Source organism: Streptomyces sp. NRRL S-378, from assembly GCF_000720645.1.
Lineage (GTDB): Bacteria > Actinomycetota > Actinomycetes > Streptomycetales > Streptomycetaceae > Streptomyces.
Window position 1 is genome coordinate 54452 of sequence record NZ_JOBX01000039.1, and the last position, 24532, is coordinate 78983.

General features: G+C 71.6%; 25 protein-coding genes and 2 tRNA genes. 10 read left to right on the forward strand and 17 right to left on the reverse strand.

Annotation, left to right across the window (positions count from 1 at the left end; all coding sequences use genetic code 11):
• Positions 1-84 precede the first annotated feature (84 nt).
• From rsrA to IH80_RS0125175, 4 genes are all read right to left on the reverse strand, one after another.
• The gene (rsrA, locus tag IH80_RS0125160; protein ID WP_030963497.1) at positions 85-390 is read right to left on the reverse strand and encodes a mycothiol system anti-sigma-R factor; all 306 of its coding nucleotides are present in this window, start codon (positions 388-390) and stop codon (positions 85-87) included.
• Complete coding sequence (locus tag IH80_RS0125165) at positions 387-1031, reverse strand: sigma-70 family RNA polymerase sigma factor (protein WP_030963498.1); 645 nt, start codon at positions 1029-1031, stop codon at positions 387-389. The genes rsrA and IH80_RS0125165 overlap by 4 nt, the downstream gene beginning before the upstream one ends.
• 296 nt (positions 1032-1327) lie before the next feature.
• Positions 1328-1978, reverse strand: coding sequence for an alpha/beta family hydrolase (locus tag IH80_RS0125170; protein ID WP_030963499.1), 651 nt, complete (start codon positions 1976-1978; stop codon positions 1328-1330).
• A gap of 37 nt (positions 1979-2015) precedes the next feature.
• Positions 2016-2834, reverse strand: a complete 819-nt coding sequence (locus IH80_RS0125175) for an SOS response-associated peptidase (protein WP_030963500.1) — start codon at positions 2832-2834, stop codon at positions 2016-2018.
• A 53-nt stretch (positions 2835-2887) separates the two neighbouring features.
• On the opposite strand from IH80_RS0125175, the gene IH80_RS0125180 reads away from it, so the two are divergent.
• From IH80_RS0125180 to IH80_RS0125195, 4 genes are all read left to right on the forward strand, one after another.
• Complete coding sequence (locus IH80_RS0125180) at positions 2888-3601, forward strand: M50 family metallopeptidase (protein ID WP_030963501.1); 714 nt, start codon at positions 2888-2890, stop codon at positions 3599-3601.
• 64 nt (positions 3602-3665) lie between these two features.
• Positions 3666-5024: a 3-phosphoshikimate 1-carboxyvinyltransferase gene (gene aroA, locus IH80_RS0125185; RefSeq protein WP_030963502.1), complete on the forward strand. Its 1359-nt coding sequence runs from the start codon at positions 3666-3668 to the stop codon at positions 5022-5024.
• A gap of 8 nt (positions 5025-5032) precedes the next feature.
• Positions 5033-6043 (forward strand): ribosome small subunit-dependent GTPase A, encoded by a 1011-nt coding sequence (gene rsgA / locus IH80_RS0125190; RefSeq protein WP_030963503.1) that lies wholly within the window; start codon positions 5033-5035, stop codon positions 6041-6043.
• Positions 6044-6144: 101 nt separating this feature from the next.
• The gene (locus tag IH80_RS0125195) at positions 6145-6468 is read left to right on the forward strand and encodes a DMT family transporter (protein WP_030963504.1); all 324 of its coding nucleotides are present in this window, start codon (positions 6145-6147) and stop codon (positions 6466-6468) included.
• Here the strand turns inward: IH80_RS0125195 and IH80_RS0125200 are convergent.
• Positions 6434-6976, reverse strand: coding sequence for a TetR/AcrR family transcriptional regulator (locus tag IH80_RS0125200; protein ID WP_030963505.1), 543 nt, complete (start codon positions 6974-6976; stop codon positions 6434-6436). The genes IH80_RS0125195 and IH80_RS0125200 overlap by 35 nt on opposite strands.
• A gap of 141 nt (positions 6977-7117) precedes the next feature.
• On the opposite strand from IH80_RS0125200, the gene hisN reads away from it, so the two are divergent.
• The gene (gene hisN / locus IH80_RS0125205; protein WP_030963507.1) at positions 7118-7921 is read left to right on the forward strand and encodes a histidinol-phosphatase; all 804 of its coding nucleotides are present in this window, start codon (positions 7118-7120) and stop codon (positions 7919-7921) included.
• A 171-nt stretch (positions 7922-8092) separates the two neighbouring features.
• Positions 8093-8485 carry a cyclic nucleotide-binding/CBS domain-containing protein gene (locus IH80_RS0125210; RefSeq protein ID WP_030963509.1) on the forward strand — a complete coding sequence of 131 codons (393 nt, stop codon included), beginning with the start codon at positions 8093-8095 and terminating at the stop codon, positions 8483-8485.
• Positions 8486-8554: 69 nt separating this feature from the next.
• On the opposite strand, the gene IH80_RS0125215 is transcribed toward IH80_RS0125210, so the two are convergent.
• Positions 8555-10024, reverse strand: coding sequence for a catalase (locus IH80_RS0125215; protein ID WP_030963512.1), 1470 nt, complete (start codon positions 10022-10024; stop codon positions 8555-8557).
• A gap of 130 nt (positions 10025-10154) precedes the next feature.
• On the opposite strand from IH80_RS0125215, the gene IH80_RS0125220 reads away from it, so the two are divergent.
• Positions 10155-10571, forward strand: coding sequence for a Fur family transcriptional regulator (locus tag IH80_RS0125220; RefSeq protein WP_030963513.1), 417 nt, complete (start codon positions 10155-10157; stop codon positions 10569-10571).
• A 130-nt stretch (positions 10572-10701) separates the two neighbouring features.
• On the opposite strand, the gene IH80_RS0125225 is transcribed toward IH80_RS0125220, so the two are convergent.
• From IH80_RS0125225 to IH80_RS41005, 4 genes are all read right to left on the reverse strand, one after another.
• Positions 10702-10775 (reverse strand) — tRNA-Met (locus IH80_RS0125225).
• Between the two features lie 63 nt (positions 10776-10838).
• Positions 10839-12695: a tetratricopeptide repeat protein gene (locus IH80_RS0125230; RefSeq protein ID WP_063757335.1), complete on the reverse strand. Its 1857-nt coding sequence runs from the start codon at positions 12693-12695 to the stop codon at positions 10839-10841.
• Positions 12696-12887: 192 nt separating this feature from the next.
• Positions 12888-12961 (reverse strand) — tRNA-Met (locus IH80_RS0125235).
• The gene (locus tag IH80_RS41005; protein ID WP_078906741.1) at positions 12923-15859 is read right to left on the reverse strand and encodes a UPF0182 family protein; all 2937 of its coding nucleotides are present in this window, start codon (positions 15857-15859) and stop codon (positions 12923-12925) included. The genes IH80_RS0125235 and IH80_RS41005 overlap by 39 nt, the downstream gene beginning before the upstream one ends.
• A 110-nt stretch (positions 15860-15969) precedes the next feature.
• Between IH80_RS41005 and IH80_RS0125275 the strand changes: the two genes are divergently transcribed.
• Positions 15970-16539, forward strand: coding sequence for a PPA1309 family protein (locus tag IH80_RS0125275; protein ID WP_030963518.1), 570 nt, complete (start codon positions 15970-15972; stop codon positions 16537-16539).
• Between the two features lie 34 nt (positions 16540-16573).
• Here IH80_RS0125275 and IH80_RS0125280 read toward each other — a convergent pair whose 3' ends face one another.
• The 4 genes from IH80_RS0125280 to IH80_RS0125295 all read right to left on the reverse strand — a co-directional run bounded on the left by IH80_RS0125280 (position 16574) and on the right by IH80_RS0125295 (position 19935).
• Positions 16574-17665, reverse strand: a complete 1092-nt coding sequence (locus IH80_RS0125280; protein ID WP_030963519.1) for a PDZ domain-containing protein — start codon at positions 17663-17665, stop codon at positions 16574-16576.
• Positions 17666-17811: 146 nt separating this feature from the next.
• Entirely contained in the window at positions 17812-18027 is a 216-nt protein-coding gene (locus IH80_RS0125285; protein ID WP_030963520.1) for a hypothetical protein, read from the reverse strand.
• 166 nt (positions 18028-18193) lie between these two features.
• Positions 18194-18655, reverse strand: coding sequence for a molybdenum cofactor biosynthesis protein MoaE (locus IH80_RS0125290; RefSeq protein ID WP_030963521.1), 462 nt, complete (start codon positions 18653-18655; stop codon positions 18194-18196).
• Between the two features lie 101 nt (positions 18656-18756).
• Positions 18757-19935 (reverse strand): SDR family oxidoreductase, encoded by a 1179-nt coding sequence (locus IH80_RS0125295; RefSeq protein WP_078906738.1) that lies wholly within the window; start codon positions 19933-19935, stop codon positions 18757-18759.
• 193 nt (positions 19936-20128) lie between these two features.
• Between IH80_RS0125295 and IH80_RS0125300 the strand changes: the two genes are divergently transcribed.
• Together IH80_RS0125300 and IH80_RS0125305 are read left to right on the forward strand one after the other, a co-directional pair.
• On the forward strand, positions 20129-21547 hold the full coding sequence (locus IH80_RS0125300; RefSeq protein ID WP_030963524.1) for a zinc-dependent metalloprotease: 1419 nt from the start codon (positions 20129-20131) through the stop codon (positions 21545-21547).
• Positions 21544-22080: an NUDIX hydrolase gene (locus tag IH80_RS0125305; RefSeq protein ID WP_030963526.1), complete on the forward strand. Its 537-nt coding sequence runs from the start codon at positions 21544-21546 to the stop codon at positions 22078-22080. Before IH80_RS0125300 ends, IH80_RS0125305 begins: the two co-directional genes overlap by 4 nt.
• A gap of 69 nt (positions 22081-22149) precedes the next feature.
• On the opposite strand, the gene IH80_RS0125310 is transcribed toward IH80_RS0125305, so the two are convergent.
• The 3 genes from IH80_RS0125310 to IH80_RS0125320 form a co-directional block, all read right to left on the reverse strand.
• Complete coding sequence (locus IH80_RS0125310) at positions 22150-22905, reverse strand: AIM24 family protein (protein ID WP_030963528.1); 756 nt, start codon at positions 22903-22905, stop codon at positions 22150-22152.
• A 17-nt stretch (positions 22906-22922) separates the two neighbouring features.
• Entirely contained in the window at positions 22923-23603 is a 681-nt protein-coding gene (locus IH80_RS0125315; RefSeq protein ID WP_030963531.1) for an AIM24 family protein, read from the reverse strand.
• Positions 23604-23623: 20 nt separating this feature from the next.
• The coding region (locus IH80_RS0125320; protein WP_030963534.1) for an AIM24 family protein at positions 23624-24532 on the reverse strand (909 nt) is incomplete at its 5' end.

A 24532-nucleotide genomic window follows, 5' to 3' on the forward strand; every position in this document is an offset into this window, starting at 1 on the left:
GGACGCCCCCGGATTAGCACATTCGGGTGAATGAACTGATTTTCCGGGGGCGGGTGTTCAGCAGTTCGACCAATATCCGGGCGGTCAGCCGGACGCGGGATTGTCGGCGGTGACGTCATGGTCGGGGACGGCCTGCCCCGACCGGATCAGCTCGATCCGGCCCATCACCTTCGACCGCAGGTCGGACGGCACGTCGTCCGACCCGCAGCAACGCTTGACGAGCTTCTTCACGGCCTGTTCCAGGCCGTACTTCTCCAGACAGGGGTTGCACTCGCCGAAGTGGGTCTCGAACTTCGTGCAGTCGCTGTCGGGCATCTCATGGTCGAGGAACTCGTACAGGTGGTCCAGGACCTCAGAGCACTCTGTCTCGTGCGGCTCTCCGCAACTCATGAGCCCGTGCCTTTCCGGTCGTTCGCCTCTGCCGCACCCGCGGGAACCAGCCCGCGCTCGCGGGCGTAGTCCTCCAGCATTCCGCGGAGCTGACGGCGGCCACGGTGCAGTCGCGACATGACCGTTCCGATGGGTGTACCCATGATGTCCGCGATCTCCTTGTACGCAAAGCCCTCTACGTCGGCAAGATAGACCGCGATGCGGAACTCCTCCGGAATGGCCTGCAGGGCTTCCTTGACGTCCGAGTCGGGCAGATGGTCGAGCGCCTGCGACTCGGCCGAGCGCAGACCGGTCGACATGTGCGACTCGGCGCGCGCCAGCTGCCAGTCCTCGATCTCCTCCGCTGCGCTGCGCTGGGGCTCACGCTGCTTCTTGCGGTAGGAGTTGATGAACGTGTTGGTCAGGATGCGGTACAGCCACGCCTTCAGGTTGGTGCCTTCGCGGAACTGGTGGAAGGACGCGTATGCCTTGGCGTACGTCTCCTGGACCAGGTCCTCGGCGTCGGCCGGGTTGCGCGTCATGCGCAGCGCGGCCGAGTACATCTGGTCGAGGTAGCCGAGGGCGTCCCGTTCGAAGCGCGCGTTGCGCTCCAGGGTCGTCTCCTCCGCGTGGCCTTCGTCGGTCCCAGCGACAGGACCCACCTCCTCCGACTGCGTGGCGGCTCCGAAAGCGGATCCGCTCGAATCGGAGAATAGTCGACCTTCCCGGCCCCACGCCGCCCGGAGCGAGCTGCGCTTGGGGGCGGGCAGCACCGTCCAGTCCAGGTCAGCGGCCTGCGGACGGTTCTGGCTGATGACCTGGGTCATGCGCTCCCTCTCCTCCGACGTTCCCGTGTGTACCGACATGTGGGACAACAGAGAGGCGGGGCGGCGCATTCCCCGGAACGCCACGGGTTTTCGGCCTTCGCCGGGCCGGCGGCGGGCGGTGCTGGCCCGTGTCACCCGGGGAGCCGGGCGAGCCACTCCCCGACGGCCGCGGTGATCGTCCGCAGGGCCTCCTCCTGGGTGGTGGCGGCCTTCTTCGGCACCGCGAAGCCGTGATCGCCGTGGGCCACCTCGACCAGCTCGTACGGGTGCTCCCCGGCCGGCTCCGGGAACTCCTCGGGGCGGCCGAAGGGGTCCCGGCCACCCTGGACCACGAGGGTGGGCCGGCCGGCCCCGGTGAGTTCCCCGGCGCGGGACTTCTCGGGCCTGCCCGGCGGGTGCAGCGGGAAGGCCAGGGCCAGGACCCCGGCGGCGCCCAGCTCCTCGGCGGTGCGGCAGGCCACGCGGGCGCCGGCGCTGCGTCCGCCCGCGACCACCGGCAGCCCGGGGTTCGCCAGCGCCGGCCACAGCCCGCGCCAGCCCTCGTCCAGCACCTTGGGCGCGGCGGCGACCTTCTTCCCGGCGACCCGCCAGGGCTGTTCGACGAGCGCCACCGTGACCCCGCGGGCGGGCAGGGCGGCGGCCAGCGCCTGCAGGTCGCGGGCCTCGATGCCGCCGCCCGCGCCGTGGCTCACGGCGAGCACGAGCCGGGCCTTCGGGGCGGTGTGCCAGGTGATGCGGGCCTCGCCCGCCGGGGTGTCGACACTCTCGGTACGCGTGGTCATGCCCCCATCGTGCCGTCCCGGCCGGTCAGGACACGCCTCAGAAGAGAGTGCCCTCCTCCGGCGCGGCCAGCTCCGTGAGCAGCTCCGGGCCGTTGTTGCGCACGTTGCTCACGGCGGTGGACACCGGGTAGGCGCGCATCAGTCCGCCCGGCGGCGGCGCGAGCAGTTCCCGCAGGGCCCCCTCGGTGTCGGTGTTCGCGGGGTCCAGCCAGGCGTCCCAGCGGTCGGGGGTGAGCATCAGCGGCATCCGGGGGTGGATCTCGGACAGCGAGCGCGGTCCTTCGGCGGGGGCGACCCCCAGCGGGCCGGTCTCCGCCTCGGTGGTGATCACCGAACAGGTCACCCACCAGGCGAGTGGGTGCTCGTCGGGCAGGGTCCGGTCGCGCCAGAACTCGTATATGCCGGCCATGGCGAAGAGCGAACCGTCGCAAGGGAGCACGAAGTAGGGCTGCTTGCGGGCCCGCTTCTTCTTCCCCTCCACCTCCAGCTGCCGCTCGTCGTGGGCGGTGACCCACTCGTAGTACCCGTCGGCGGGGATGATGCAGCGGCGCTGCGCGAACGCGCGGCGGAAGGACGGCTTCTCGTGCAGGGTCTCCGACCGGGCGTTGATCATGCGGGCGGCGCCGTCGGGGTTCTTGGCCCAGGAGGGCACGAGTCCCCATTTCAGGACGCGCAGCTGGCGAACCGGACGCGGGTGCGAAGCGTCCTTCAGAGGACGGTCGAGGACGACGTGGACCTCCTTCGTCGGCGCCACGTTGAAGTCGGGGGCCAGGGCCTCCTCCGGCTCCCACCGCTCGATGCCGAAGGCCTCCACGAGGTCCTGCGGTCCACGACCCGCTGCATACCGTCCGCACATGGCTGCCACACTGCCATGTCCACCACACCCCACCGCAAGGAGTCCGCCACCTCATGGACAGCAGCACGACCGCCGGCCTGTGGGACCGGCTCACGGGCATGCAGACCGCACCGGACCGGTGGCTGGTGATCGCGACCGGGATCGTCGCGCTGGCCGCCGTGGGCCCCCGCCCGCTGTGGCGGCTCTCGCGCAACGCCATCACCATCGCGCACGAGGGCGGGCACGGCCTGCTGGCGCTGCTCACCGGCCGGCGGCTGAGCGGGATACGCCTGCACTCCGACACCAGCGGCGTCACCGTCAGCCGGGGGAGGCCGACGGGGCTGGGAATGATCCTGACCGCGGCCGGCGGGTACACCGCACCCTCGCTGCTCGGTCTGGGCGGGGCGGCCCTGCTGTCCGCGCACCGGATCACGCTGCTCCTGTGGGCGGCCACGGCCCTGCTCCTGGCGATGCTGGTGATGATCCGGAACGCGTACGGGGCGCTGACGGTGGTACTGACCGGCGGAACCTTCCTGCTGGTGTCGTGGCTGACCCCGGCCGAGGTGCAGGCGGGTTTCGCCTACCTCGTCGTGTGGTTCCTGCTGCTCGGCGGGGTCCGGCCGGTCTTCGAGCTGGGCGCCAAGCGGCGGGGCGGCGGGGCCCCCGATTCCGACGCCGACCAGCTGGGGCGCCTCACCCACTTGCACCCCGTGGTGTGGCTGCTCTTCTTCCACGTCGTCGCGCTGTGCTCGCTGGTCGGCGGCGGCCGCTGGCTGCTCGGCCTGTGACCACCCTCTGAGACCGGACGGCGATCAAGATCCGGGCCCGGAGGAAGCCACTAAAGTGGGGGCCATGACCGAGACCCCCGCCCCTGCCCTCTGGCCCGCACCGCTCGCCGACGGGACCGTCCACGCCACCGTCACGGTGCCCGGGTCCAAATCGGTCACCAACCGCGCCCTCGTGCTGGCCGCCCTCGCCTCCGAGCCGGGCTGGGTGCGCCGCCCGCTGCGCTCGCGCGACTCCCAGCTGATGTCGGACGCGCTGCGCGCCATGGGCGTGGGCATCGAGGAGACCGTCTCCTCCAGCTCCGCGGGCGCCGGCGCGAGCGGCGAGGCCTGGCGGGTCATCCCGGCGGCCCTGCACGGACCGACGACGGTGGACGTCGGCAACGCGGGCACGGTCATGCGCTTCCTGCCGCCCGTCGCCACCCTCGCCGACGGCGACATCCGCTTCGACGGCGACCCGCGCTCCTACGAGCGTCCGCTCGGCCAGGTCATCACCGCTCTGCGCACGCTCGGTGCCCGGATCGACGACGACGGCCGCGGCGCGCTGCCCATGACCGTCCAGGGCGGCGGGGCGCTGGAGGGCGGCACGGTCGAGATCGACGCCAGCAACTCCTCCCAGTTCGTCTCCGCGCTGCTGCTCTCGGCCCCGCGGTTCAACCAGGGCGTCGAGGTCCGGCACGTGGGCGGCAACCTGCCGTCGATGCCGCACATCCGGATGACCGTGGAGATGCTGCGCGCCGCGGGCGTCCAGGTGGACACCCCCGAGGCCGGCGGCGAGAAGGACGTGTGGCGGGTCGCGCCGGGCGCCCTGCTCGGCCGCGACATGGTCGTGGAGCCGGACCTGTCCAATGCGCAGCCCTTCCTGGCCGCGGCCCTGATCACGGGCGGCACGGTCACCGTTCCCGACTGGCCGCGCCGCACCACGCAGCCCGGTGACGCGCTGCGCCGGATCTTCACGGAGATGGGCGGCTCCTGCGAACTGACCGACGCGGGCCTTGTCTTCACCGGCAGCGGGAAGATCCACGGCATCGACGTGGACCTGAGCGAGGTCGGTGAGCTCACTCCCGGCATCGCGGCGGTGGCGGCCCTGGCCGACTCCGAGTCGGTGCTGCGGGGCGTCGCCCATCTGCGGCTGCACGAGACGGACCGGCTGGCCGCGCTGACCAAGGAGATCAACGCGCTCGGCGGTGACGTCACCGAGACCGAGGACGGCCTGCGCATCCGGCCGCGCCGGATGCACGGCGGGGTGTTCCACACGTACGAGGACCACCGGATGGCCACCGCCGGCGCGGTGATCGGCCTCGCCGTGGAGGGCGTGCAGATCGAGAACGTCGCCACGACCGCGAAGACCCTGCCGGACTTCCCCAGGATGTGGACGGACATGCTGGCCGGGGACGCGGGACCCGAAGCGGGTGCGGGAGCGTAGGGCACGTCATGCGCAGGTACGGCAAGCACACCGACGAGGACGACATCCGCCAGCGCCCGAACCCCAAGGGCAACCGGCCCCGGACGAACATCCGGCCCAAGCACGAGGACGCCTCCGAGGGCTTCGTCCTGACCGTCGACCGCGGCCGGCTGACCTGCCTGGTCGACGGCCGCACGATCACCGCGATGAAGTCCCGGGAGCTGGGCCGCAAGGCCGCGGTCGTCGGCGACCGGGTCTGGATCGTCGGTGACCTGTCGGGCAGGAAGGACACTCTGGCGCGGATCGTGCGGATCGAGGAGCGCAAGTCCGTCCTGCGGCGCACCGCGGACGACGACGACCCGTACGAGCGGGTGGTCGTCGCCAACGCCGACCAGCTGGCGATCGTCACCGCCCTCGCCGATCCCGAGCCGCGGCCCCGGATGATCGACCGCTGCCTGGTGGCGGCGTACGACGCCGGGCTGGAGCCGCTGCTGGTGCTCACCAAGTCCGACCTGACCTCGGCGGACAAGATCCTGGAGATCTACTCGACGTTCGGCCTGAACTACGTGGTCACCAACCGCGAGGAGCTGGCCGCCGGTGACGCGGCCGAGCGGGTCCGCGAGCGGCTGACCGGCCGGATCACCGCCTTCGTCGGCCACTCCGGCGTGGGGAAGACCACCCTGGTGAACTCGCTGGTCGCCGAGGGCCGCCAGCGCGCCACGGGGCACGTGAACGCGGTCACCGGCCGCGGCCGGCACACGACCACCTCGGCGCTGGCGCTGCCGCTGCCCTCGGGTGACGGCTGGGTCATCGATACCCCCGGTGTGCGCTCCTTCGGTCTGCACCACGTGGACCCGTCCCGGGTGATCCTGGCCTTCCCGGACCTGGTTCCCGGTACGGAGGAGTGCCCGCGCGCGTGCAGTCACGACGAGCAGGACTGCGCGCTCGACAAGTGGGTGGAGGACGGCCACGCGGATCCGGCGCGGCTGTATTCGCTGCGGCGGCTGCTGGAGACGCGGGAGCGGCGCGAGGGCGACTGACCGACCCGGCGGCCGTGCCGTGTTTGTCGGGGGACCTGTCTGGAAAAGTGCATAATCGCACCAAGTGACGTGATGTCACATGACGCGGGGAGGCATTCGCCATGGCGTGGCTGCTGGTCGTCGTCGCCGGACTCCTGGAGACCGGTTTCGCGGTCTGCCTCAAGCTTTCCCACGGATTCACCCGGCTGTGGCCGACCATCGCCTTCGCGTGCTTCGCGCTCGGCAGCTTCGGCCTGCTGACCCTGGCCCTCAAGAAGCTGGACGTGGGGCCGGCGTACGCGGTCTGGACGGGCATCGGCGCGGCCGGTACGGCGATCTACGGCATGGTCTTCCTCGGCGACGTGGTCTCCACCCTCAAACTCGTCTCGATCACGCTGGTCATCCTGGGGGTCATCGGGCTCCAGCTGTCCGGTTCGGCACACTGAGCAGCCCGATCAGCTCCCCCGCCCCCGGCTCCTCCCCCGGGGCGATCACGTAGGAGAGGGCGAGCCGCACCGCCAGCTCGCAGCGCTGCGGGCCCTCCCCCGGCGTGAGCGCGGCGGCGGCCCGGTCGCGCACGGCCCGGGCGAGGTCGCCGGGCCCCGGTTCGCTCCGGCTCGCGGCGGGCAGGCCCGGGCCCCAGCTGCCGGTGAGCAGGGCTCGCACGAGGGGCTGCGCGCGGGCCGCCCGTACGGTCCACTCGGCGACCGCGGCGAGCCGTTCGGGGGCCCGCAGCGGGGTGTTCAGGGCCCGGTCCACCCCGTCCAGGTACCGGTCGGCCTCGCGCCGCACCAGGGCGCGCCCCAGCCCCGCCTTGCCGCCGAACTCGTTGTAGAGGGTCTGTCGCGACACCCCGGCCGCGGCGGCCACGTCGACCATCCTCACGTCCGGCCAGGGGCGCGCCGCGAGCGCCGCCCCCGCCGCGTCCAGCAAGGACTCCCGCGCTGTCGGCATCCGCACCTCCCCGCTCGGCCCTCCGGTCAGAGTTGACGGGGCGCCAGGCCCTGTCAAGGGCGCACCCGCTGTCAAGGGGCCCGCCCGGCCGCACTGTGGACGTCGTTGGCCGGGGTCCCGGAGTCTCGCTACTGTTCGGGCATGCCCGAGTATGACGATGACCTGCGCCTCGCCCTCGAACTCGCCGACGCGGCGGACGTCGCCACGATGGAGCGGTTCCGCGCCCTCGACCTGAAGGTCGAGACGAAGCCGGACATGACCCCGGTGAGCGAGGCGGACAAGGCCGCGGAGGAGGTCGTCCGGGCGGGCATCACCGCAGCCCGGCCCGACGACGCCATCCTGGGCGAGGAGTACGGGCTCAAGGGCAGCGGCCCGCGCCGATGGGTCGTGGACCCGATCGACGGTACGAAGAACTACGTGCGCGGGGTCCCCGTCTGGGCGACCCTGATCTCCCTGATGACGGAGGGCGAGGACGGGGTGTTCCGCCCCGTGGTCGGCGTGGTGTCCGCACCCGCGCTGGGCCGCCGCTGGTGGGCGGCGCAGGGCTCCGGCGCGTACTCGGGCGGTGCGCTCGGCGAGCCCACCCCGATCGGCGTGTCCCGGGTGGGCGAGCTGGGCGACGCCTCGTTCGCGTACTCCTCGCTGAGCGGCTGGGAGGAGCAGGGGCGGCTGCCCGGCTTCCTGGACCTGACGCGGGCGTGCTGGCGCACCCGCGGTTACGGCGACTTCTGGCCGTACATGATGGTCGCGGAGGGCTCCCTGGACCTGTGCGCCGAGCCGGAGCTGAACCTGTGGGACATGGCCGCCATCGCGGTGGTGGTCCAGGAGGCGGGCGGCCGCTTCACCAGCCTGGACGGCGTCGACGGCGTGCACGGCGGGAACGCCGCGGCGTCGAACGGACTGCTCCACGAGGAGATGCTCGGCCTGCTCCGCCCGCGTGCCTGACGCGCCCGAGCGCCGGGCGCGCTCCTTTCGCACGCCTCCTTGCTGGCCCTCCCGGTCCGTGGGAGTCTGAGAATCCCCACGCTTGTGCGCTTGTGAAACGTTTCTCTTGAGACGTTCCACCGGTCGCACCCACCCCGGCGCGGGGGCTCACCCCAGGAGGTGGCTCTCTTCATGCTCGTCCGTGACGCAATGAGCACCGTGATCCTCACCCTCGGACCCGCACACACCCTCCGGCAGGCGGCCTGCCTGATGTCCGGCCGGCGCGTCGGCGCGGCCGTCGTCCACGACCCCGACCACAGCGGAATCGGCATCCTGACCGAGCGCGACATCCTCAACTCGATCGGCGCGGGCCACGACCCCGACCGGGAGTCGGTGGGCGCGCACACCACCAACAACGTCGTCTTCTGCACCCCGGACGCCACCCTTCAGGAGGCCGCGGAGGCGATGGCCCACGGCGGTTTCCGGCACCTGATCGTCCTGGAGGACGGCGGACCGGTGGGCATCGTGTCCGTGCGCGACGTCATCCGCTGCTGGGTTCCGGCGCGGCGCACGGTGTCCGCGTGAAACGGCGCCGGGCCGCAGCCCTCCGAGGAGGACTGCGGCCCGGCGTTCCGCCACGGCAGGCGGGATCCGTCAGCCGCGGAGGGCCTGGACCGCGGCGTCGAGCCGCTTGCCGAAGTCGCCGTCCGCCCGGCGGAAGTTGTCGATCGCGCGCTCGACGATGTCGTCGCGGGAGACCTTGGCGATGAAGCCGGAGAGGTTCTCGATCAGACGGGCCTTCTCGTCCTCGGAGTACAGGCGGTAGAGGTTGCCGGCCTGGACGAAGTCGTCGTCCTCGCTGTGCACGGGCGCGGCGTGGTTGCCCGTGCCGCCGGTGACCGGGACCGGCTGCCACAGCGGGCGGCCGGTCTCGTGCGGGCCGCCGAAGCTGTTCGGCTCGTAGTTCTTCGCACCCTTGTGGCGACCGTCGTAGAGGTACCCGTCACGGGAGTTGGTGCGCGCCTCGGTGGCGCGCGGGCGGTTGACCGGCAGGTGGTCGGCGTTGATGCCGACGCGGTAGCGGTGGGCGTCGCCGTAGCCGAAGAGACGGCCCTGGAGCATCTTGTCGGGGGACGGGCCTATGCCGGGGACGAAGTGCGCCGGGGAGAAGATGGACTGCTCGACCTCGGCGAAGACGTTCTCCGGGTTGCGGTTGAGCTCCAGCTTGCCGATCTCGATCGGCGGGTAGTCCGCGTGCGGCCACACCTTGGTGAGGTCGAACGGGTTGAAGCGGTAGGTCGCCGCGTCGGCCGCCGGCATGATCTGGACCTGCACGGTCCAGGTCGGGAAGTCCCCGCGCTCGATGGCCTCGCGCAGGTCACGCTGGTGGCTGTCGGGGTCCTCGCCGGCGAGTGCGTTCGCCTCGGCCTGGGTGAGGTTCTTGATGCCCTGGTCGGTCTTGAAGTGGTACTTGACCCAGAAGACCTCGCCGGCCTCGTTGTTCCACTGGAACGTGTGCGAGCCGTAGCCGTTCATGTGGCGGTAGGACGCCGGGATGCCGCGGTCACCGAAGAGCCAGGTCACCTGGTGGGTGGACTCGGGCGACAGGCCCCAGAAGTCCCAGACGTTGTCCGCCTCCTGCGAGCCCGTGTACGGGTCGCGCTTCTGGGTGTGGATGAAGTCGGGGAACTTGATGGCGTCCTTGATGAAGAACACCGGGGTGTTGTTGCCGACGAGGTCGTAGTTGCCCTCCTCGGTGTAGAACTTCAGCGCCCAGCCGCGGGGGTCGCGCACCGCGTCGGCGCTGCCCAGGTTGCCCGCGACGGTGGAGAACCGCAGGAAGGTCTCGGTCTGCTTGCCGACCTCGGAGAGGAACGCGGCGCGCGTCCACTGCGAGACGTCGCGGGTCAGCGTGAACGTGCCGTACGCGCCGGCGCCGCGGGCGTGCACCACGCGCTCCGGGATGCGCTCGCGGTTGAAGTGGGCCAGCTTCTCCAGCAGGAGCTGGTCCTGGACCAGAACGGGACCGCCGACACCGGCCGTCTCGCTGTTCTGGTTGTCGGCCACCGGCGCCCCGGCCTCCGTGGTGAGCGGTCCCTGCGTCACGTGCGCCTCCTGCGTCATTGCTGCATGTCCTGTCCTTGGCCTTCGCCGTATTCGATCCTACAATGGACTTTGTCCAAGTCAAGCAAGCATCCAAGTCCGCACTGGTTCGGGAGTTACACCGAATCCCCTCGCTGTTAGGCTGATGTCCATGAGTGACCTGCTGGAACGACTTCGCGGACGCGGCTGGCGCATGACGGCACAGCGGCGCGTCGTGGCCGAGGTGCTCGATGGTGACCACGTGCACCTGACGGCCGACGAGGTGCACGCTCGTGCCACTGCGAAGCTGCCCGAGATCTCGCGCGCGACCGTCTACAACACGCTGGGCGAGCTCGTCTCCCTCGGCGAGGTCCTGGAAGTCGCCACGGACCGGCGCGCCAAGCGGTACGACCCGAACGCCCACCGGCCCCACCAGCACCTGGTCTGCGCCCGGTGCGGCGCCATCCGCGACGTCCACCCGGCCGGCAACCCGCTGGCGGACCTGCCCGACTCGGAGCGTTTCGGCTTCGTCGTGTCGGCGGTCGAGGTCACCTACCGCGGCGTCTGCCCGAACTGCGCGGGCGCCTGACCCCCGGACGCACCAAGGCCCGGACCCCTGGTCCGGGCCTTTTCGCCCACTGGGGGCGCTTCGCCGCTGGAAACGACCCCGGAAACGCCTCAGGGCCCGGATCCCATGGATCCGGGCCCTGAGGCTTCAGTAGCGGGGACAGGATTTGAACCTGCGACCTCTGGGTTATGAGCCCAGCGAGCTACCGAGCTGCTCCACCCCGCGTCGGTGAACCCAACGTTACGTGAACGCCCCCGGCAGATGCAAATCGGTTAACCGGGGGCCGTCTCACGCCGAGAGTTCCTCCGCGAGCGCCTCGCGCAGCCGGGCCGCACGCTCGGAGACCTCCGCCGGTCCCAGCTCCATGGCGCGGGCACACCACTTCTGGCCCTCCGCGAGGTCTCCGTGGCGGGCCGCCAGCAGGCCGAGGCGCAGCGCGGCGCGGCCGTGGCCGGCCACCGCCGCGCGGGTCCACCACAGGGCGGCTTCCGGCTCGCTCCCCTCGCGGGCCAGCAGGAGTCCCAGGTTGAACGCTCCGTTGCGGGACCCGGCCTCGGCCGCCTCCCGGTACCAGCGGGCGGCCGCCTCCATGTCGCCGCGGGCGGCGGCCAGCATGCCGACGCGCACCTGGGCACGGCGGTGCCCCAGCTCGGCGGCCCGCTCGTACCACTCCTCGCTCTCGGTGCGCGGGGCACCGCCGACCGGCTCCCCCAGCGCCGGCGGCTCCGGCGGCGGGGCCAGCGACTCCAGCAGCGCGGCCAGGCGGAACGCCGCCTCCGCGCTGCCGCCGCCCGCCGCGCACCGCAGGTGCCGCTCGGCGGCCCGCTCCTCGCCGTCGCGGACCAGCGCGATCCCGACCTGGAGCGCCGCGTCGGTGTGGCCGGCCGAGGCGGCCCGCTCGTACCACTTCAGCGCCGTGCGGTCCTCGTCACGGCTGGCGAAGAGGATCCCGAGGTTGAACGCCGCGTCGACGCTGCCCGCCTCCGCGGCCTTGGAGAACCACGGCTCGGCGCCGGCCGCGTCGCCGACCTGGAGCAGCATGATGGCCAGCGCGTTGGCCGCCTCACGGTGCCCGGCGTAGGCGGCACGGCGGTACCACTGCTCGGCCTGGGCGGTCCGGTCCTGTGCCGCGCACAGCAGAGCAAGGTTGTACGCCCCGTTTTGATCGCCCGCGTCCATGGCGGTGCGGTACCAGCGCTCCGCGGTCTGGGTCTCGCCGCGCGCGGCGTGCAGCGCACCCAGGGCGTTCGCGGCGTTGCCGTCGCCGTCCTGCGCGGCCCGGTGCCACCACGCCGCCGCACTGTCCTCGTCGCCGGCGTCGCGCAGCAGGAAGCCGAGCGCGCACGCGGCCCGCGCCTCGCCCTGCTTGGCCGAGGTCAGGTACCAGCGCCCGGCCTCCTTGAGCTCGCCTCGCGCCTCCAGCAGGGCGCCGAGGTGCAGCGCCGCGCGCCGGTGCCCGCGCGCGGCCGCCTGCCGGTACCACTGCTCGGCCTCGGCGGGGTCGCCCTTGCGCAGGTGCCTCGCCAGCCGGTAGGCGGCCTCGCGGTGGCCCTGTTCGGCAGCGGCGCGGAACCACCGCTCCACGCCCTTGTCCCCGCGGTGCTCCAGCAGGTCGGCCAGCCCGTACGCGCCCAGCGCATGGCCGGATTCCGCCGCCTGGCGCAGCCAGTACTCGGCGGCCGGCTCGTCGCCGCGCTCGCGGAAGTGACGGCCCAGGGCGTGCGCGGCGGGCGCGGACCCGGCCACGGCGGCGACCCGCCACCAGCCGGCGGCCTCGTCGGGGTATCCGCGCTGGAGCAGCAGCACGCCCAGGTTGTTGGCGGCGGCGCGGTCCCCCTCGGCGGTGGCCCCGCGCAGGTACGGCTCGGCGCCGTCCAGGTCTCCGCGGCGCAGCAGCAGCGCGCCGAGCACGCTCATGGCGCCGGGGTCGCCCTTGTCGGCGGCCACCCGGTGCCGGGCCTCCAGCTCGGCGTCGCTCGCCGCATCGGTCTCGGCGAACATCTCCTGCGCGAAATCTGCATCGGTCAGCGCGGACTGCGTGTCGGCGACCGGTGCCGACTCGTTGGCTTCTTCGCCCGCTTCGGCCTGCGCCCTCACAAACCGCCCTGTCTCCAGCAGAGTTGACCTGTCCCCCATAAATCCCATCGTCGCATCACCTGCTACCCGCGTACACCTGGTATGTCGCAGTCAGTGAGGTCACTACAGCGTTTTGTCGACATGCCCACAGTGGGGTAAGTCAAACACGCTCCTGCCCCAACTCACCCGCCCCAGCTACCGCGTGTCCCGTCCGGACATGACGAAGGCCCGGATCCCATGGATCCGGGCCTTCGTCTTCAGTAGCGGGGACAGGATTTGAACCTGCGACCTCTGGGTTATGAGCCCAGCGAGCTACCGAGCTGCTCCACCCCGCGTCGGTGACCCGACGGAGGGGGCGTGGCCTTCGCCTCGGCCTCGATCGCCCGCTTCAGCGCGGCCTTGATGTCGTCCTGGGCCTTGCCGAAGGCCGCCCAGTCACCGGCCTGCCTGGCCTTCTCGGCCTCCTCGATCGCCTTCTGGGCGTCGGAGAGGGCCGCCTTGACCGTCGGGTCCTGGTTGGTCGGGGGCGTGACGGTGCCCTCGCCCGGCGGCTGCGCCGGCGGCACCGGCGTGGTCGGGGCCTCGGCCCCGAAGACCACGTTCAGCGCCTTCTCCAGGGTGTCCTCGAAGGCGGTCTGGTTGCCGTAGGTCACCAGCACCTTGCGCAGCAGCGGGTACTTGAGGCCGGAGCTGCGGACGTAGACCGGCTCGACGTAGAGCATTCCGCCGTCGAGCGGCACCGCGAGCAGGTTGCCGTACTCGATCTCCGAGTCGCCACCGCGCAGCAGGCGGATGGATTCGGCGATCTTCGGTTCCGACTGGAACTTGCTCTGCACCTGGCCGGGGCCCTCCGGCGGCTTGCTGGTCGGCATCTTCAGGATGCGGATCTTGCCGTAGTCCGGGGTACCGGGATCGGCGTTGACCGACATGAAGGCACTCAGGTTCGGCCGCTCGTTCGGCGTGAACGTCGTGGTGAGCGAGAAGACCTGGTCCTTCTCCTTCTGGTCCGGCATCTTCATCGACAGGTAGTACGGCGGAACCGCCGTGCCGGCCTTGGTCGTCGGGTCGTCCGGGACGGCCCACGCCTCACTGCCGCTGAGGAAGGTCTGCGGGTCCGTGACGTGGTACCGGGTCAGCAGCTCGCGCTGGACCTTGAAGAGGTCCTGCGGGTAGCGGAGGTGGTCCATGAGCGGCTTGGTGATCTCGCTCTTGGGCTTCACCGTTCCCGGGAAGGCCTTCATCCAGGTCTTCAGGACCGGGTCCTGGGTGTCCCACTGGTACAGGTCGACCGAGCCGTCGTAGGCGTCGACGGTGGCCTTCACCGAGTTGCGGATGTAGTTGACCTGGTTCTCCTGGGCCACCACCGCGCGCTGGCTGTTGGTGAGGGAGTCGGCGGTGCTCTGGCCCAGCGTGGTGCGCGAGGCGTACGGGTAGCCGTTGGTGGTCGTGTAGGCGTCGACGATCCACTTGATCCGGCCGTCGATGACCGCCGGGTACGGGGCCCCGTCGATCGTCAGCCACGGCGCGACGGCCTCGACGCGCTGCTTGGGCGTGCGGTTGTAGAGGATCCGCGAACCCTCGCCGATGGCGCCCGAGTAGAGGATCTGCGGCTCGCTGAAGGTCAGCGCGTAGGCGGCCCGGTTGACCGGGTTGGCGAGGTTGACGCCGGAGTCGCCCTGGTAGCTGGTCTCCTTCTCACCCTTGTCGTCGGAGTAGTCGAGCTCCTTCTGCGGGCCGCCGACGATCGAGTACTGCTTCGTCTGCTCGCCGTAGTAGATGCGCTGCTCGAAGTCCGTGCCGAACATCCCCTTGGAGGGGAGGTCGGACTGGGTGAAGTCGGGGGCGCCGTCCTTGACGGTGGTGCCCTTGGCCGCGACCACGCCGTAGCCGTGGGTGTACTTGAAGTGGTCGTTGATCCAGTTGTTCTTCGGGATGCCGCCGATGTTCAGCTCGCGCAGCCCGATCACCGTGTCCTGACCGCTGTACCGGTCGACGGCCAGCGTGGACGGGAAGGCGTAGTAACCCTTGACCTGCTGCAGCTGCTGGAAGGCCGGCGAGACGATGTTCGGGTCGAGGAGGCGCAGGCTGGCCGTGGTGTCGGCGGCGGACCGCAGCTTGGTGCGGTCCTCGGTCTGCGGCACGCCCGGGTAGTCCTTGACCTCGGCCCCGGCGATCCCGTAGGCGTCGCGCGTCGCCTTGATGTTCTTCTGGACGTACGGGGATTCCTTGGCCTGCTCGTTCGGCTGGACCTGGAACTTCTGCACGATCGCCGGGTAGAGCCCGCCGATCAGGATCGCCGAGAGCACCATCAGGCCGAAGCCGATCACCGGCAGCTGCCAGGTGCGGCGCCACAGCGTCGCGAAGAACAGCACGGCGCAGATCGCGGCGATGGCCACGAGGATCGTCTTCGCCGGCAGGTACGCGTTCGCGTCGACGTACCGCAGGCCCGTCCAGTTGTCGGATGCCTTGAAGTCACTGGACTTCACGGCGAGCCCGTACCGGTCGAGCCAGTACGCGACCGCCTTGAGCGTGACGAAGAGGCCGAGCAGCACCGAGAGGTGCCCGGTCGCGGCGGCGGTGGCCCGCGCGCCCGGGCTGGTCACGCGCAGTCCGCCGTACAGGTAGTGCACGACGGTCGCGGCGATCACCGACAGGACGACGGCGGCGAAGCCGAAGCCGAGCAGGAAGCGGTACCAGGGCAGGTCGAAGGTGTAGAAGGACACGTCCATGCGGAACTGGGGGTCCTTCGTGCCGAAGGGCACCCCGTTCACGTACATGAGCCAGGTCTTCCACTGACCGGCCGCCGAGGCACCGGCGATCAGTCCGACGAGCACCGAGATGCCCAGGAGCAGCCACTTCTTGTACGGGGCGATGCTCATCCGGTAGCGATCGAGGCTCTGCTGCTCCATCGACATCGCGCTGAGCGGCGGCCGCAGCCGGTGCGCCAGCCAGATGTTCAGCCCCACCGCACCCGCCATCAGCAGACCGAAGACGGCGAAGAGGCCGATCTTGGTCCACAGCGTGGTGGTGAAGACGGTGGAGTACTTCACGGAGCGGAACCAGAGCCAGTCCGTCCAGAAGCCCGCGAACATGATGAAGAGCATTCCCAGGACCGCGAGCACGCCCAAGGTCATGAGGAGAGTTCGAGCACGCCGGGAGGGGCGTCCGACTCTCATCCGTGGCCCGGAAGGGCCTCCGCCGCGGTCCGGCATCTGGAAAGCCAAGGTGCGCACCTCGAAAGTCGCTGAGTACTGGTATGGAACGGACCCCCGATCGTAGAGCCCATTCATGCAACTTACTGAGGCTCCGGTCAGTTCCCGGTATGGGACGGAAAGGAGGCAGGATGTTGTCCATGTCCAACGTTTCGCCTTCCCCCGGCACCCCCATGGCGGCCAGCCCGCTGACCCGCGCCTGTCTCGAGATCGACGAGTACGCGGCCGGCCTCGGCTGGGACAAGCCCGCGCGGCTGTTCGCGCTGGTCGACACCGCCCGGCTCAAGAAGCAGGAGCCGCGCCTGGCCTCCCAGCTCGGCCTCGACAAGGACGACGCCGGCCACAGCTCCCTCACCCCGATCGAGCAGGACACGGTCCCGTCCGGCACCCCGCTCGACAAGTTCCTGGGCACAATCGCCTGGCCCGACGCCGTCGTCGGGTGCGCGCTGACCGTCGAGCGCCTGATGCTGCCGCCGTCCGCGGAGGCCTCGGTACCTGAGGGGCTGACCGACAAGCAGCTGTCGAAGTGGGTCGCCGGGCACCCGGAGCGGCAGGAGGTCCGGATCACCGTGGCGGTGCTGCGCGACGGCTCGCGGGAGTCCGCCGTACGGCTTCGTGAGAAGGACTCCTCGACGGAGGTCCTCACCGGCGGGGGCCTGGTCCCGGGTCTCGCCGAGGCCCTGGCCGCGACCTTCGCCTAGCCGGACCGGGCCGTGGCCCGGGGAGGCGGACCGGTCAGGGCTTGGCGCTGCACTGCGGCAGCCCGGCCGTGTCCCCCTTGCGGATCTTCTCCAGCGACTTCGTGGCGTCGTCGATGGTGGAGACCTTCACCAGCGTCAGCCCGTCCGGCACGTTGGAGGCGGCGGAGGCGCAGTTGTCGGCGGGCGTCAGGAAGTACTCCGCGCCGGCCTTGCGGGCCCCGATGGTCTTCATCTGGATGCCGCCGATGGGACCGACCTTGCCGGCGTCGTCGATGGTGCCGGTGCCGGCGATGAACTTCCCGCCGGTCAGGTCCTCGGGGGTCAGCTTGTCGACGATGCCGAGGGCGAACATCAGCCCGGCGCTCGGACCGCCGACGTCGGCGAGCTTGATGTCGATCGTGAACGGGAAGGTGTGGTCGCTGCCGGCCCGGATGCCGACGATGGCACGGCCGTCGCCCTCCGCCTTGCCCGCGGTGATCGTGACCTTGGAGGTGCCGACGGGCTCCCGGCCCGCCTTGGCCGCCGCGGCGGCATCGGCGGCGGGAACGATGGTGAATTCGACCGGTTCGCCGGGCTTGTGCTTGGTGACGAGCTTGGCCACGTCCTCGGGGGCGGTGACGGGGGCACCGTCGACGGCCTTGACCACGTCACCGGCGTGCAGCCGGCCCTCGGAGGGGCTGTCCTTGACCACGGAGGCGACGATCACCCGGGCCGTGACCGGGATGCCGAGCTGCTTGAGGGCCGCGACCTTGGCGCTCTGCTGCGACTGGCTGAACTCCTCGGCGTTCTCCTGGGTGGACTCCGCGTCGGTCTTGCCGTTCGGGTAGAGGTTCTCGTGCGGTACGACGATGTTGTCGCCGGCGAGCCATCCGTAGACGGCCTCCACCAGGTTCATGTCGTAGTCGGCGCCCGTGACGCGGACCGTCGTCATGTTGAGGTGACCGCTGGTCGGGTACGTCTTGCGCCCCGAGATGTTGAGAACGGGCTCGCCGTGCGAGTCCCCGAGCGTGTTCACGGTCGGTCCGGGGCTCATCTCGGAGTACGGGACCTTGATGAACACCCCCGCGCAGAGCAGCGCGAACAGCACCAGGGTGGAGGCGAGCATCGTCGCGGTGCGGCGTGGCATGGATCCGACAGTACGGGACGGCTCCGGCGAGCGGCCCTCGGGGCCGGTCCGTACGGGGTCCGCGCGCGGAACTCTCAGCGGATTCTCACGGGGTGCGCGGGTGGGGATGGAGCGGGGCGGGACGCCCCGCGCCGGGTCGGGCGGCGTCAGACGGCGTCGGAGGCGGAAGCGGCCTCGGCCTTCGCCCTGACCTGATCGGCACTGCCATGACCCTGGCCGTTGCCCATGGCCTCACGGAACCGTGCGTATCCCGCGAGCTCGGATATGTCGCCCTGCGTGCGGTCACGTGCCGCCCAGCTGCCCCATATCGCCGCGCCGATCGCGGCGAACAGCGGAATCAGCAACCACGCCAGAGATGCCATGGGCGTGCCTCCCTACCCCGAAGTGCGTTTCGTTGGTGGCTTCAACGCTCGTGCCCGTGGTGGGGTTACGCAAATCGAGGGCGTGTTGCGCGGCCGAACGGGTGTGAGGCTACCCGCCGGCCGCCACCGCCCCGCGACCGGGGTCGGCCCGTTCGGACCACAGCCGTCAGCAGGCGCCGACCCACTCCTCCGAGCCGTCCGCAAAGGTCTGGTGCTTCCAGATCGGGACCTCGTGCTTGAGGTCGTCGATCAGCATCCGGCAGGCCTCGAAGGCCTCCCCGCGGTGCGGGCAGGAGACCGCGACGACCACGGCGAGGTCACCGACGGCGAGGTTGCCGACGCGGTGCACGGCGGCCAGTGCGCGGACCGGGTACTTCGCCACGACGCGCTCGGCGACCCGGCGCATCTCGGCCTCCGCCGTCGGGTGGCAGGAGTAGCCGAGCGACTCGACGTCCGCCCCGCCGTCGTGGTTGCGGACCGTGCCGACGAAGAGCGTCGTGCCGCCCGTGGCGTCGTCGCCGACGGCCCGGAAGACCTCGTCGATCGAGAGCGGGGCGTCACGGATCTCGAGCAGCCGGATCGGGTCCTGGGCGGCCTGCTCGCCGGGGTGGTCGAAGTGCGGTGCCATACCGTCCATCGTGCCCTAGCCGCTGACCCGGCGAAATAGCTGATTCGCCCGGCCCGCAGCCCCCGCCTTGGGAGCCTCCTACAGGATCCGGCGCCGCGGGATCAGATCCCGCGGCGCTTGCGGGCCAGACGCACCGCCGCGGCCGCGCCCAGCAGGGCCACCGTCGCGCCCGCCGCACCGGCGGCCGTGGCGGCGTCCCTGCGGCCCAGCCGGCGGCCCGCGACCGTGTGGCGGCCCGCGACCTCCTGGAGGAGCTCGGCGAGGACCTCCTCGTTGGTCCAGCGCGGCCGCCAGCCCGCCGCGTGCAGGCCGCTGACGCTGACCACCCAGGGGTGCATCGTGTACGCGAGGTCGCCGGCCGGGGACGGGGTCAGGCCGATGCGGTGCAGGCGGGCCGCGGCGCCCAGCGCCACCGCCGAGGGCAGCTCCATGCGGCGGATGCCGCTCAGTTCCTCGACCTCCTCCTGCTCCAGCCACCCCTCGCAGCCCACGGCCAGCTCGCCCTCGACCTTCTCCAGGGCCGCGTACTCCAGGGCGCTGACCAGGTCCTCCACGTGGCAGAACTGCCAGGTGGGGCGGGACCCCGCGACGACGAGCAGGCGCGGGGACTCGAAGTAGCGGGTCAGGGCGGTGTCGGTGCCCCCGACCAGGACCGCGGGGCGGACCACGGTGACGTTGAGCCCGGGATGGGCGCGGGGGGCCCGGCGGCCGAGGCGCTCGATCTCCAGCAGGTCCCCGACGCCGGTCGCCTCGGCGGTGGCGCGCAGCTCGGAGTCCTCCGACAGCGGGATGTCGTTGTCGGGCAGGGCCCCGTAGACCATCGCGGAGGTGCAGAGCACGACCCGGTGCACGCCGGCCGCGGCGGCCGCCGTGAGCACGGTCTGGGTTCCGCGCACGTTGTACGCCGTGCGGGCCGCGGGGTCCGTCTCCAGGTCGAGGTCCAGGGCGAGGTGGACCACGACGTCGGCGCCGCGCAGCTTCTCGGCGATCGCGGGGTCGCGCACGTCGAGCACGTGCCACTGCGCGGCCGCGCAGTCCCCGCGCCGCTCGTCGATGGCGACGACCTGCTTGACCTCCTCGGAGGCGGCGAGGCGGGTCACGAGGGCCGCTCCGACGCCCGAGGCGGCGCCGGTCACGGCGATCACGGGGCTGGGCCGACGGGGCCCGTCCGGGTTTCGCGGCTGGCGAACGCCGGGGGCGCCGTCACCCTGCTCGGGGCGGTCGTCGTCCTGCGTCGCGCGGCTGCGCTTATCCGAAACGTGCGGATCTGGGGAACTCACCGGGCGTCTCCAGCGGTTGTCTTCAGTAGGGACGCGCCGTGACGCGCACCCACCAGGTGATGTCCATCCTGCCGCAGCCCAGGAGTCGGCGGAGCACCGAGCCCGGATGCGGGCTGCGGTGTCTACGCTGGGTGGTGTTGTCGGACCATTGCCCGTCGGCACCCGCCGACGGCCCTACGAGCCGAGGAAACCCGTGAGCGACACCCCATTCGGATTCGGCCTTCCGCCGGAGGAGCCGGACAACGGCGACGAAGGCAAGAAGAAGGGCAACCAGGGCGGTCAGGGCGGCCCGAATCCGTTCGGGTTCCCCGGCATGGGCCTGCCCGGCGGCCCGGCCGGCCCCGGCGGCGCGGACAATCCGTTCGCCGCGATGTTCGGCTCGATGAACCCGAACGACCTCGGTGCGGCCTTCCAGCAGCTCGGCCAGATGCTGAGCTACGAGGGCGGTCCCGTGAACTGGGACATGGCCAAGGACATCGCCCGCCGGACCGTGGCGCAGGGCACGGCGGACGGCGTGAAGGACACGAGCGTCGGGATCGCCGAGAAGTCGGCCGTCGAGGAGGCCGTGCGCCTGGCCGACCACTGGCTGGACGGCGTGACCTCGCTGCCGTCGGGTGCCACCACGGCCGTGGCGTGGAGCCGCGCCGAGTGGGTCGAGGCCACCCTCCCGGTGTGGAAGGAGCTCGTGGACCCGGTCGCCGAGCGCGTCGGAGCGGCCATGGGGGGCGTGCTGCCGGAGGAGATGCAGGCCATGGCGGGCCCGCTGCTCGGCATGATGCGCTCCATGGGCGGGGCCATGTTCGGCCAGCAGATCGGGCAGGCCGTCGGTGTCCTGGCCGGCGAGGTCGTCGGCTCGACCGACATCGGGCTGCCCCTGGGTCCGGCGGGCAAGGCCGCGCTGCTCCCGCTGAACATCGAGGGCTTCGGCAAGGACCTGGGCGTGCCCTCTGACGAGGTTCGGCTCTACCTGGCGCTGCGCGAGGCGGCCCACGCCCGCCTGTTCGCGCACGTGCCGTGGCTGCGTTCGCACCTGTTCGGGGCCGTCGAGGGCTACGCCCGCGGCATCAAGGTGGACACCTCGAAGCTGGAGGACGTGGTCGGGCAGCTGGACCCGTCCAACCCCGAGCAGCTCCAGGAGGCCCTGCAGGGCGGCATGTTCCAGCCGCAGGACACCCCCGAGCAGAAGGCCGCCCTGGCCCGTCTGGAGACGGCGCTCGCGCTGGTCGAGGGCTGGGTCGACGCGGTGGTGCACGAGGCCGCCAAGCCGCGGCTGACCTCGGCGGACGCCATGCGCGAGACCATGCGCCGGCGGCGCGCCTCGGGCGGCCCGGCGGAGCAGACCTTCGCGACGCTGATCGGTCTGGAGCTGCGTCCGCGCCGGCTGCGCGACGCCTCCCGCCTGTGGGCGTCGCTGACCGACGCGCGGGGGGTGGAGGGCCGCGACGGGCTGTGGGAGCACCCGGACATGCTGCCGACGGCGTCCGACCTCGACGACCCGGACGGCTTCGTGCACCGCGAGCAGCTGGACTTCTCCGAGATCGACAAGATGCTCGGCGAGGCCGCCGAGAAGCGCGAGCAGCAGGGCGACGGCGAGGGCGAAGAGAAGAAGTGAACCTCCACGACGACGCGGTCCTGGTCCTGAAGGGCTACGAGGACCAGCCCGAGCTGCGCGACCTCTACCTGGAGCACTTGGCCGCCCACCCGGACGGGGTCTACAAGCCCTGCGGGGCGGGGCACGTCACGGGCAGCGCGCTCGTGATCGACCCGGTGGGGAAGCGGGTGCTGCTCACCCTGCACAGGAAGCTGGGCATGTGGCTGCAGATGGGCGGCCACTGCGAGCCCGGTGACACGACGATGGAGGACGTGGCCCTGCGCGAGGCCCGCGAGGAGTCCGGCATCGAGCACGGTCTGACCCTGGTGCCCGGCGGCCCGGTGCGCCTGGACCGGCATCCGATCCCGGCGCCCTGCAACTGGCACCTGGACGTGCAGTACGCGGCGCTGGCCCCGGCCGGCGCGGTGGCGGAGGTCAGCGAGGAGTCCCTGGACGTGCGCTGGTTCCCGTACGAGGAGGTGGCCTCGGTGGCCGACACCTCGGTCGTGCTGCTGCTGGAGGCGACCCTGGCGCGGCTCGACGCCACGGGCTGAGCCCACCGCCCGATCCGGGCATGACGAAGGGGCGGTCCCGTAGGGGGCCGCCCCTTTCGCCGTCCCGGATCAGTTCCAGGCGTTGTTCTGGTTCTGGGCGTGGGAGCCGTGCTGGCCCATGCCGAACTGCGCGGCGACGCCCTGTCCGACCTGGGCGTTCTGCGGCGGCAGCGCCTCGCTGGGCTGCACCAGCGCGATGCCGGTGCCGAGGAAGCTCAGCTCCCAGCCCTCGCCGGTGTTGCCGCGCCGCCGCCAGACGCCGCTGGAGTGCGTCTGGGCCTGCATCTGCACCCGCAGCGAGGTGGACCAGGCGACGATGGCGTCCGCGTCGACGTTGACGTACTTGTCGGGCGTGACGTGCATCATCAGCGGCTGCCCGGAGGTCATCAGGGCGACCTTGCCGCGGCCCGAGATGTTGAGCTGGTACTTGCCCGAACCGGAGATCCCGTACTGGCTGTCCACCGCGATGGCCTCGGTGTGCAGGGTGGAGTCCAGGGCCAGGACGTAGCTGCTGTCGACCGTGAGGCCCTCCTGGTCCACGTCCACGACGTGGACGTACTGGGCCAGGTTGGCGAAGTAGACCGTGCCCTGCCCGGAGCAGCGCATGAGGTCCAGGCCCTCGCCGGTGCGGCGGCGGGCGTTGCGCTGGCTCGTGGTCTGGTACTCGCCGTCGAAGTCGATGAGCCCCTGGTAGGCGACCATCGCGCCCTTGCGGGCGAGTACGTCGTCGGAGCCCGTCAGCGAGACCCGCAGCAGCTGCGGGTTCTGGACGGTGTACCGGTCCTGGGACTGCGCCTCGGCGTGGGCGAAAAGTGCGCTCTGCATGATGTGTCCGCTCCCCCTCAGCCCCGGACCCGGAGCCGGTCGGTGCTGTCCTCGCTGGGCTGTACGACGACGATGCCCTGGCCCGAGAAGGCCATCTGGTAGGCCTCCCCACTGCCGCGGCCGAGCATCGACGACGCCTTGAAGCTGCGCTTGCCCTTGACCTTCAGGTTCGGCGACCAGGCGACGAGCGCGTCGGGGTCGACGTACGTCTCGTCCTCGCCGCGGCCGCAGTCGACCACGATCGGGGTGCCGCGCGAGGTCAGGGCGACCCAGCCGGTGCCCGCGACCTCGACGTTGAAGAGGCCCTGGCCGGCGAACTTCGCCAGGCCCTTGACGCGCTCGACGCCCCACTGGAGGTGCGCGTCGAAGGCGAGCAGGTTGGTGCCGTTGACCGAGAGCGAGTCGTTGTTGAGGTTGATGACGACGACGTCGGCGCCGTAGTCGGCGAGGTACAGGAGGCCGTCGCCGGTGCACTTCATCAGGGGTGCGCCCTCACCCGTGGCCCACTGCGAGGCCATCTGGCGCACGGCCGGCGGGTTGGGCTCGTACTGCACGAAGCCCTCGTAGGCGACCATCGAGCCGGTGCGGGCGAAGAGGTCCTGGCCGCTCTGCATGGCGACCTTGAGCATGGACCGCCCGTGGTTCTCCATGCGGGCCGTGACGGGGGTCGGGGCGAAGCCCGCGAGCTGCTGGTTCATTGCGTTCATGTCGGGCTCCCTCAGACCTCGTACGGCTGGACGACGATGAAGTTGCCGGGAGCACCGCGGAACTGGAGGTTCACGGTCTCCCCGCTGTGGCCGGGGTAGGCGTTGCGCCGCAGCCGGACCTGGCTGGAGAGGATCACCTGCGAGGCGGCCGACCACGCCACGATGGCGTTGCTGTCCGCGAAGGTGGTCGGGGTGACGGGCAGGACCACCGGGACGCCGTGGGTCTTGACGATCACCGTGCCGGTGCCCTGGAACTGCATGGTGAACAGGGCGCCGCCGGGGATGCCGTGGCCCTCGATCCGGCGGACCTCGTGCTGGAGGGACTCGTCGAAGGCGAGGACGTTCTCCGCGGAGACGCAGATGGCGTCGCCCTGGAGCTCGATGGCGTGCAGGTGCGCGCCGTTCTCGGCGAGGAAGACCTGGCCGCGGCCGGTGCAGCGCATCAGCTGCATCTCCTGGCCGGTGGCGTTGCCGACGATGCGGCCGGCGAAACCGGCGCCCTTGTAGCTGAAGTCGACCTTGCCCTGGTAGAGGACCATGCTGCCCTGGCGGGCGAGGACGGCCTGGCCGCCCATCGACAGGTCGACGCGCATGAGCTGCTGGTTCTGCGGGGTCCAACGGGAGCCGGTGGGTGCCTCCTTGTACGGCTGGAGCGCCGCGGCGAGGCCGGCCGCGGGGGCGCCGGCCTGCGGGGCGTAGCCGGGCTGCTGGCCCGGGACCTGGCCCGGGACCTGGCCGTAGCCCGGCTGCTGGCCGTAGGGGGCGGGGGCCGGGGCGGGCGGCGGCACCTGGCCCGGGTACTGGCCGGGGATCTGGCCGTACGAGGGCTGCTGCGGCGGCTGGCCGTAGGGCGCGGGGGCCGGCGGGGCGATCGGCCCGGCCATGGTGGGCGCGGCGTGCACCGGGGCGGGGGCCGGGGC

Coding starts and splice junctions, on each gene's coding strand:
- rsrA (WP_030963497.1), bottom strand. CDS start 390: ATGAGTTGCGGAGAGCCGCACGAGACAGAGTGCTCTGAGGTCCTGGAC.
- IH80_RS0125170 (WP_030963499.1), bottom strand. CDS start 1,978: ATGACCACGCGTACCGAGAGTGTCGACACCCCGGCGGGCGAGGCCCGC.
- IH80_RS0125175 (WP_030963500.1), bottom strand. CDS start 2,834: ATGTGCGGACGGTATGCAGCGGGTCGTGGACCGCAGGACCTCGTGGAG.
- IH80_RS0125180 (WP_030963501.1), top strand. CDS start 2,888: ATGGACAGCAGCACGACCGCCGGCCTGTGGGACCGGCTCACGGGCATG.
- aroA (WP_030963502.1), top strand. CDS start 3,666: ATGACCGAGACCCCCGCCCCTGCCCTCTGGCCCGCACCGCTCGCCGAC.
- rsgA (WP_030963503.1), top strand. CDS start 5,033: ATGCGCAGGTACGGCAAGCACACCGACGAGGACGACATCCGCCAGCGC.
- IH80_RS0125195 (WP_030963504.1), top strand. CDS start 6,145: ATGGCGTGGCTGCTGGTCGTCGTCGCCGGACTCCTGGAGACCGGTTTC.
- IH80_RS0125200 (WP_030963505.1), bottom strand. CDS start 6,976: ATGCCGACAGCGCGGGAGTCCTTGCTGGACGCGGCGGGGGCGGCGCTC.
- hisN (WP_030963507.1), top strand. CDS start 7,118: ATGCCCGAGTATGACGATGACCTGCGCCTCGCCCTCGAACTCGCCGAC.
- IH80_RS0125210 (WP_030963509.1), top strand. CDS start 8,093: ATGCTCGTCCGTGACGCAATGAGCACCGTGATCCTCACCCTCGGACCC.
- IH80_RS0125215 (WP_030963512.1), bottom strand. CDS start 10,024: ATGACGCAGGAGGCGCACGTGACGCAGGGACCGCTCACCACGGAGGCC.
- IH80_RS0125220 (WP_030963513.1), top strand. CDS start 10,155: ATGAGTGACCTGCTGGAACGACTTCGCGGACGCGGCTGGCGCATGACG.
- IH80_RS0125230 (WP_063757335.1), bottom strand. CDS start 12,695: ATGGGATTTATGGGGGACAGGTCAACTCTGCTGGAGACAGGGCGGTTT.
- IH80_RS0125275 (WP_030963518.1), top strand. CDS start 15,970: ATGTTGTCCATGTCCAACGTTTCGCCTTCCCCCGGCACCCCCATGGCG.
- IH80_RS0125280 (WP_030963519.1), bottom strand. CDS start 17,665: ATGCCACGCCGCACCGCGACGATGCTCGCCTCCACCCTGGTGCTGTTC.
- IH80_RS0125285 (WP_030963520.1), bottom strand. CDS start 18,027: ATGGCATCTCTGGCGTGGTTGCTGATTCCGCTGTTCGCCGCGATCGGC.
- IH80_RS0125290 (WP_030963521.1), bottom strand. CDS start 18,655: ATGGCACCGCACTTCGACCACCCCGGCGAGCAGGCCGCCCAGGACCCG.
- IH80_RS0125310 (WP_030963528.1), bottom strand. CDS start 22,905: ATGCAGAGCGCACTTTTCGCCCACGCCGAGGCGCAGTCCCAGGACCGG.
- IH80_RS0125315 (WP_030963531.1), bottom strand. CDS start 23,603: ATGAACCAGCAGCTCGCGGGCTTCGCCCCGACCCCCGTCACGGCCCGC.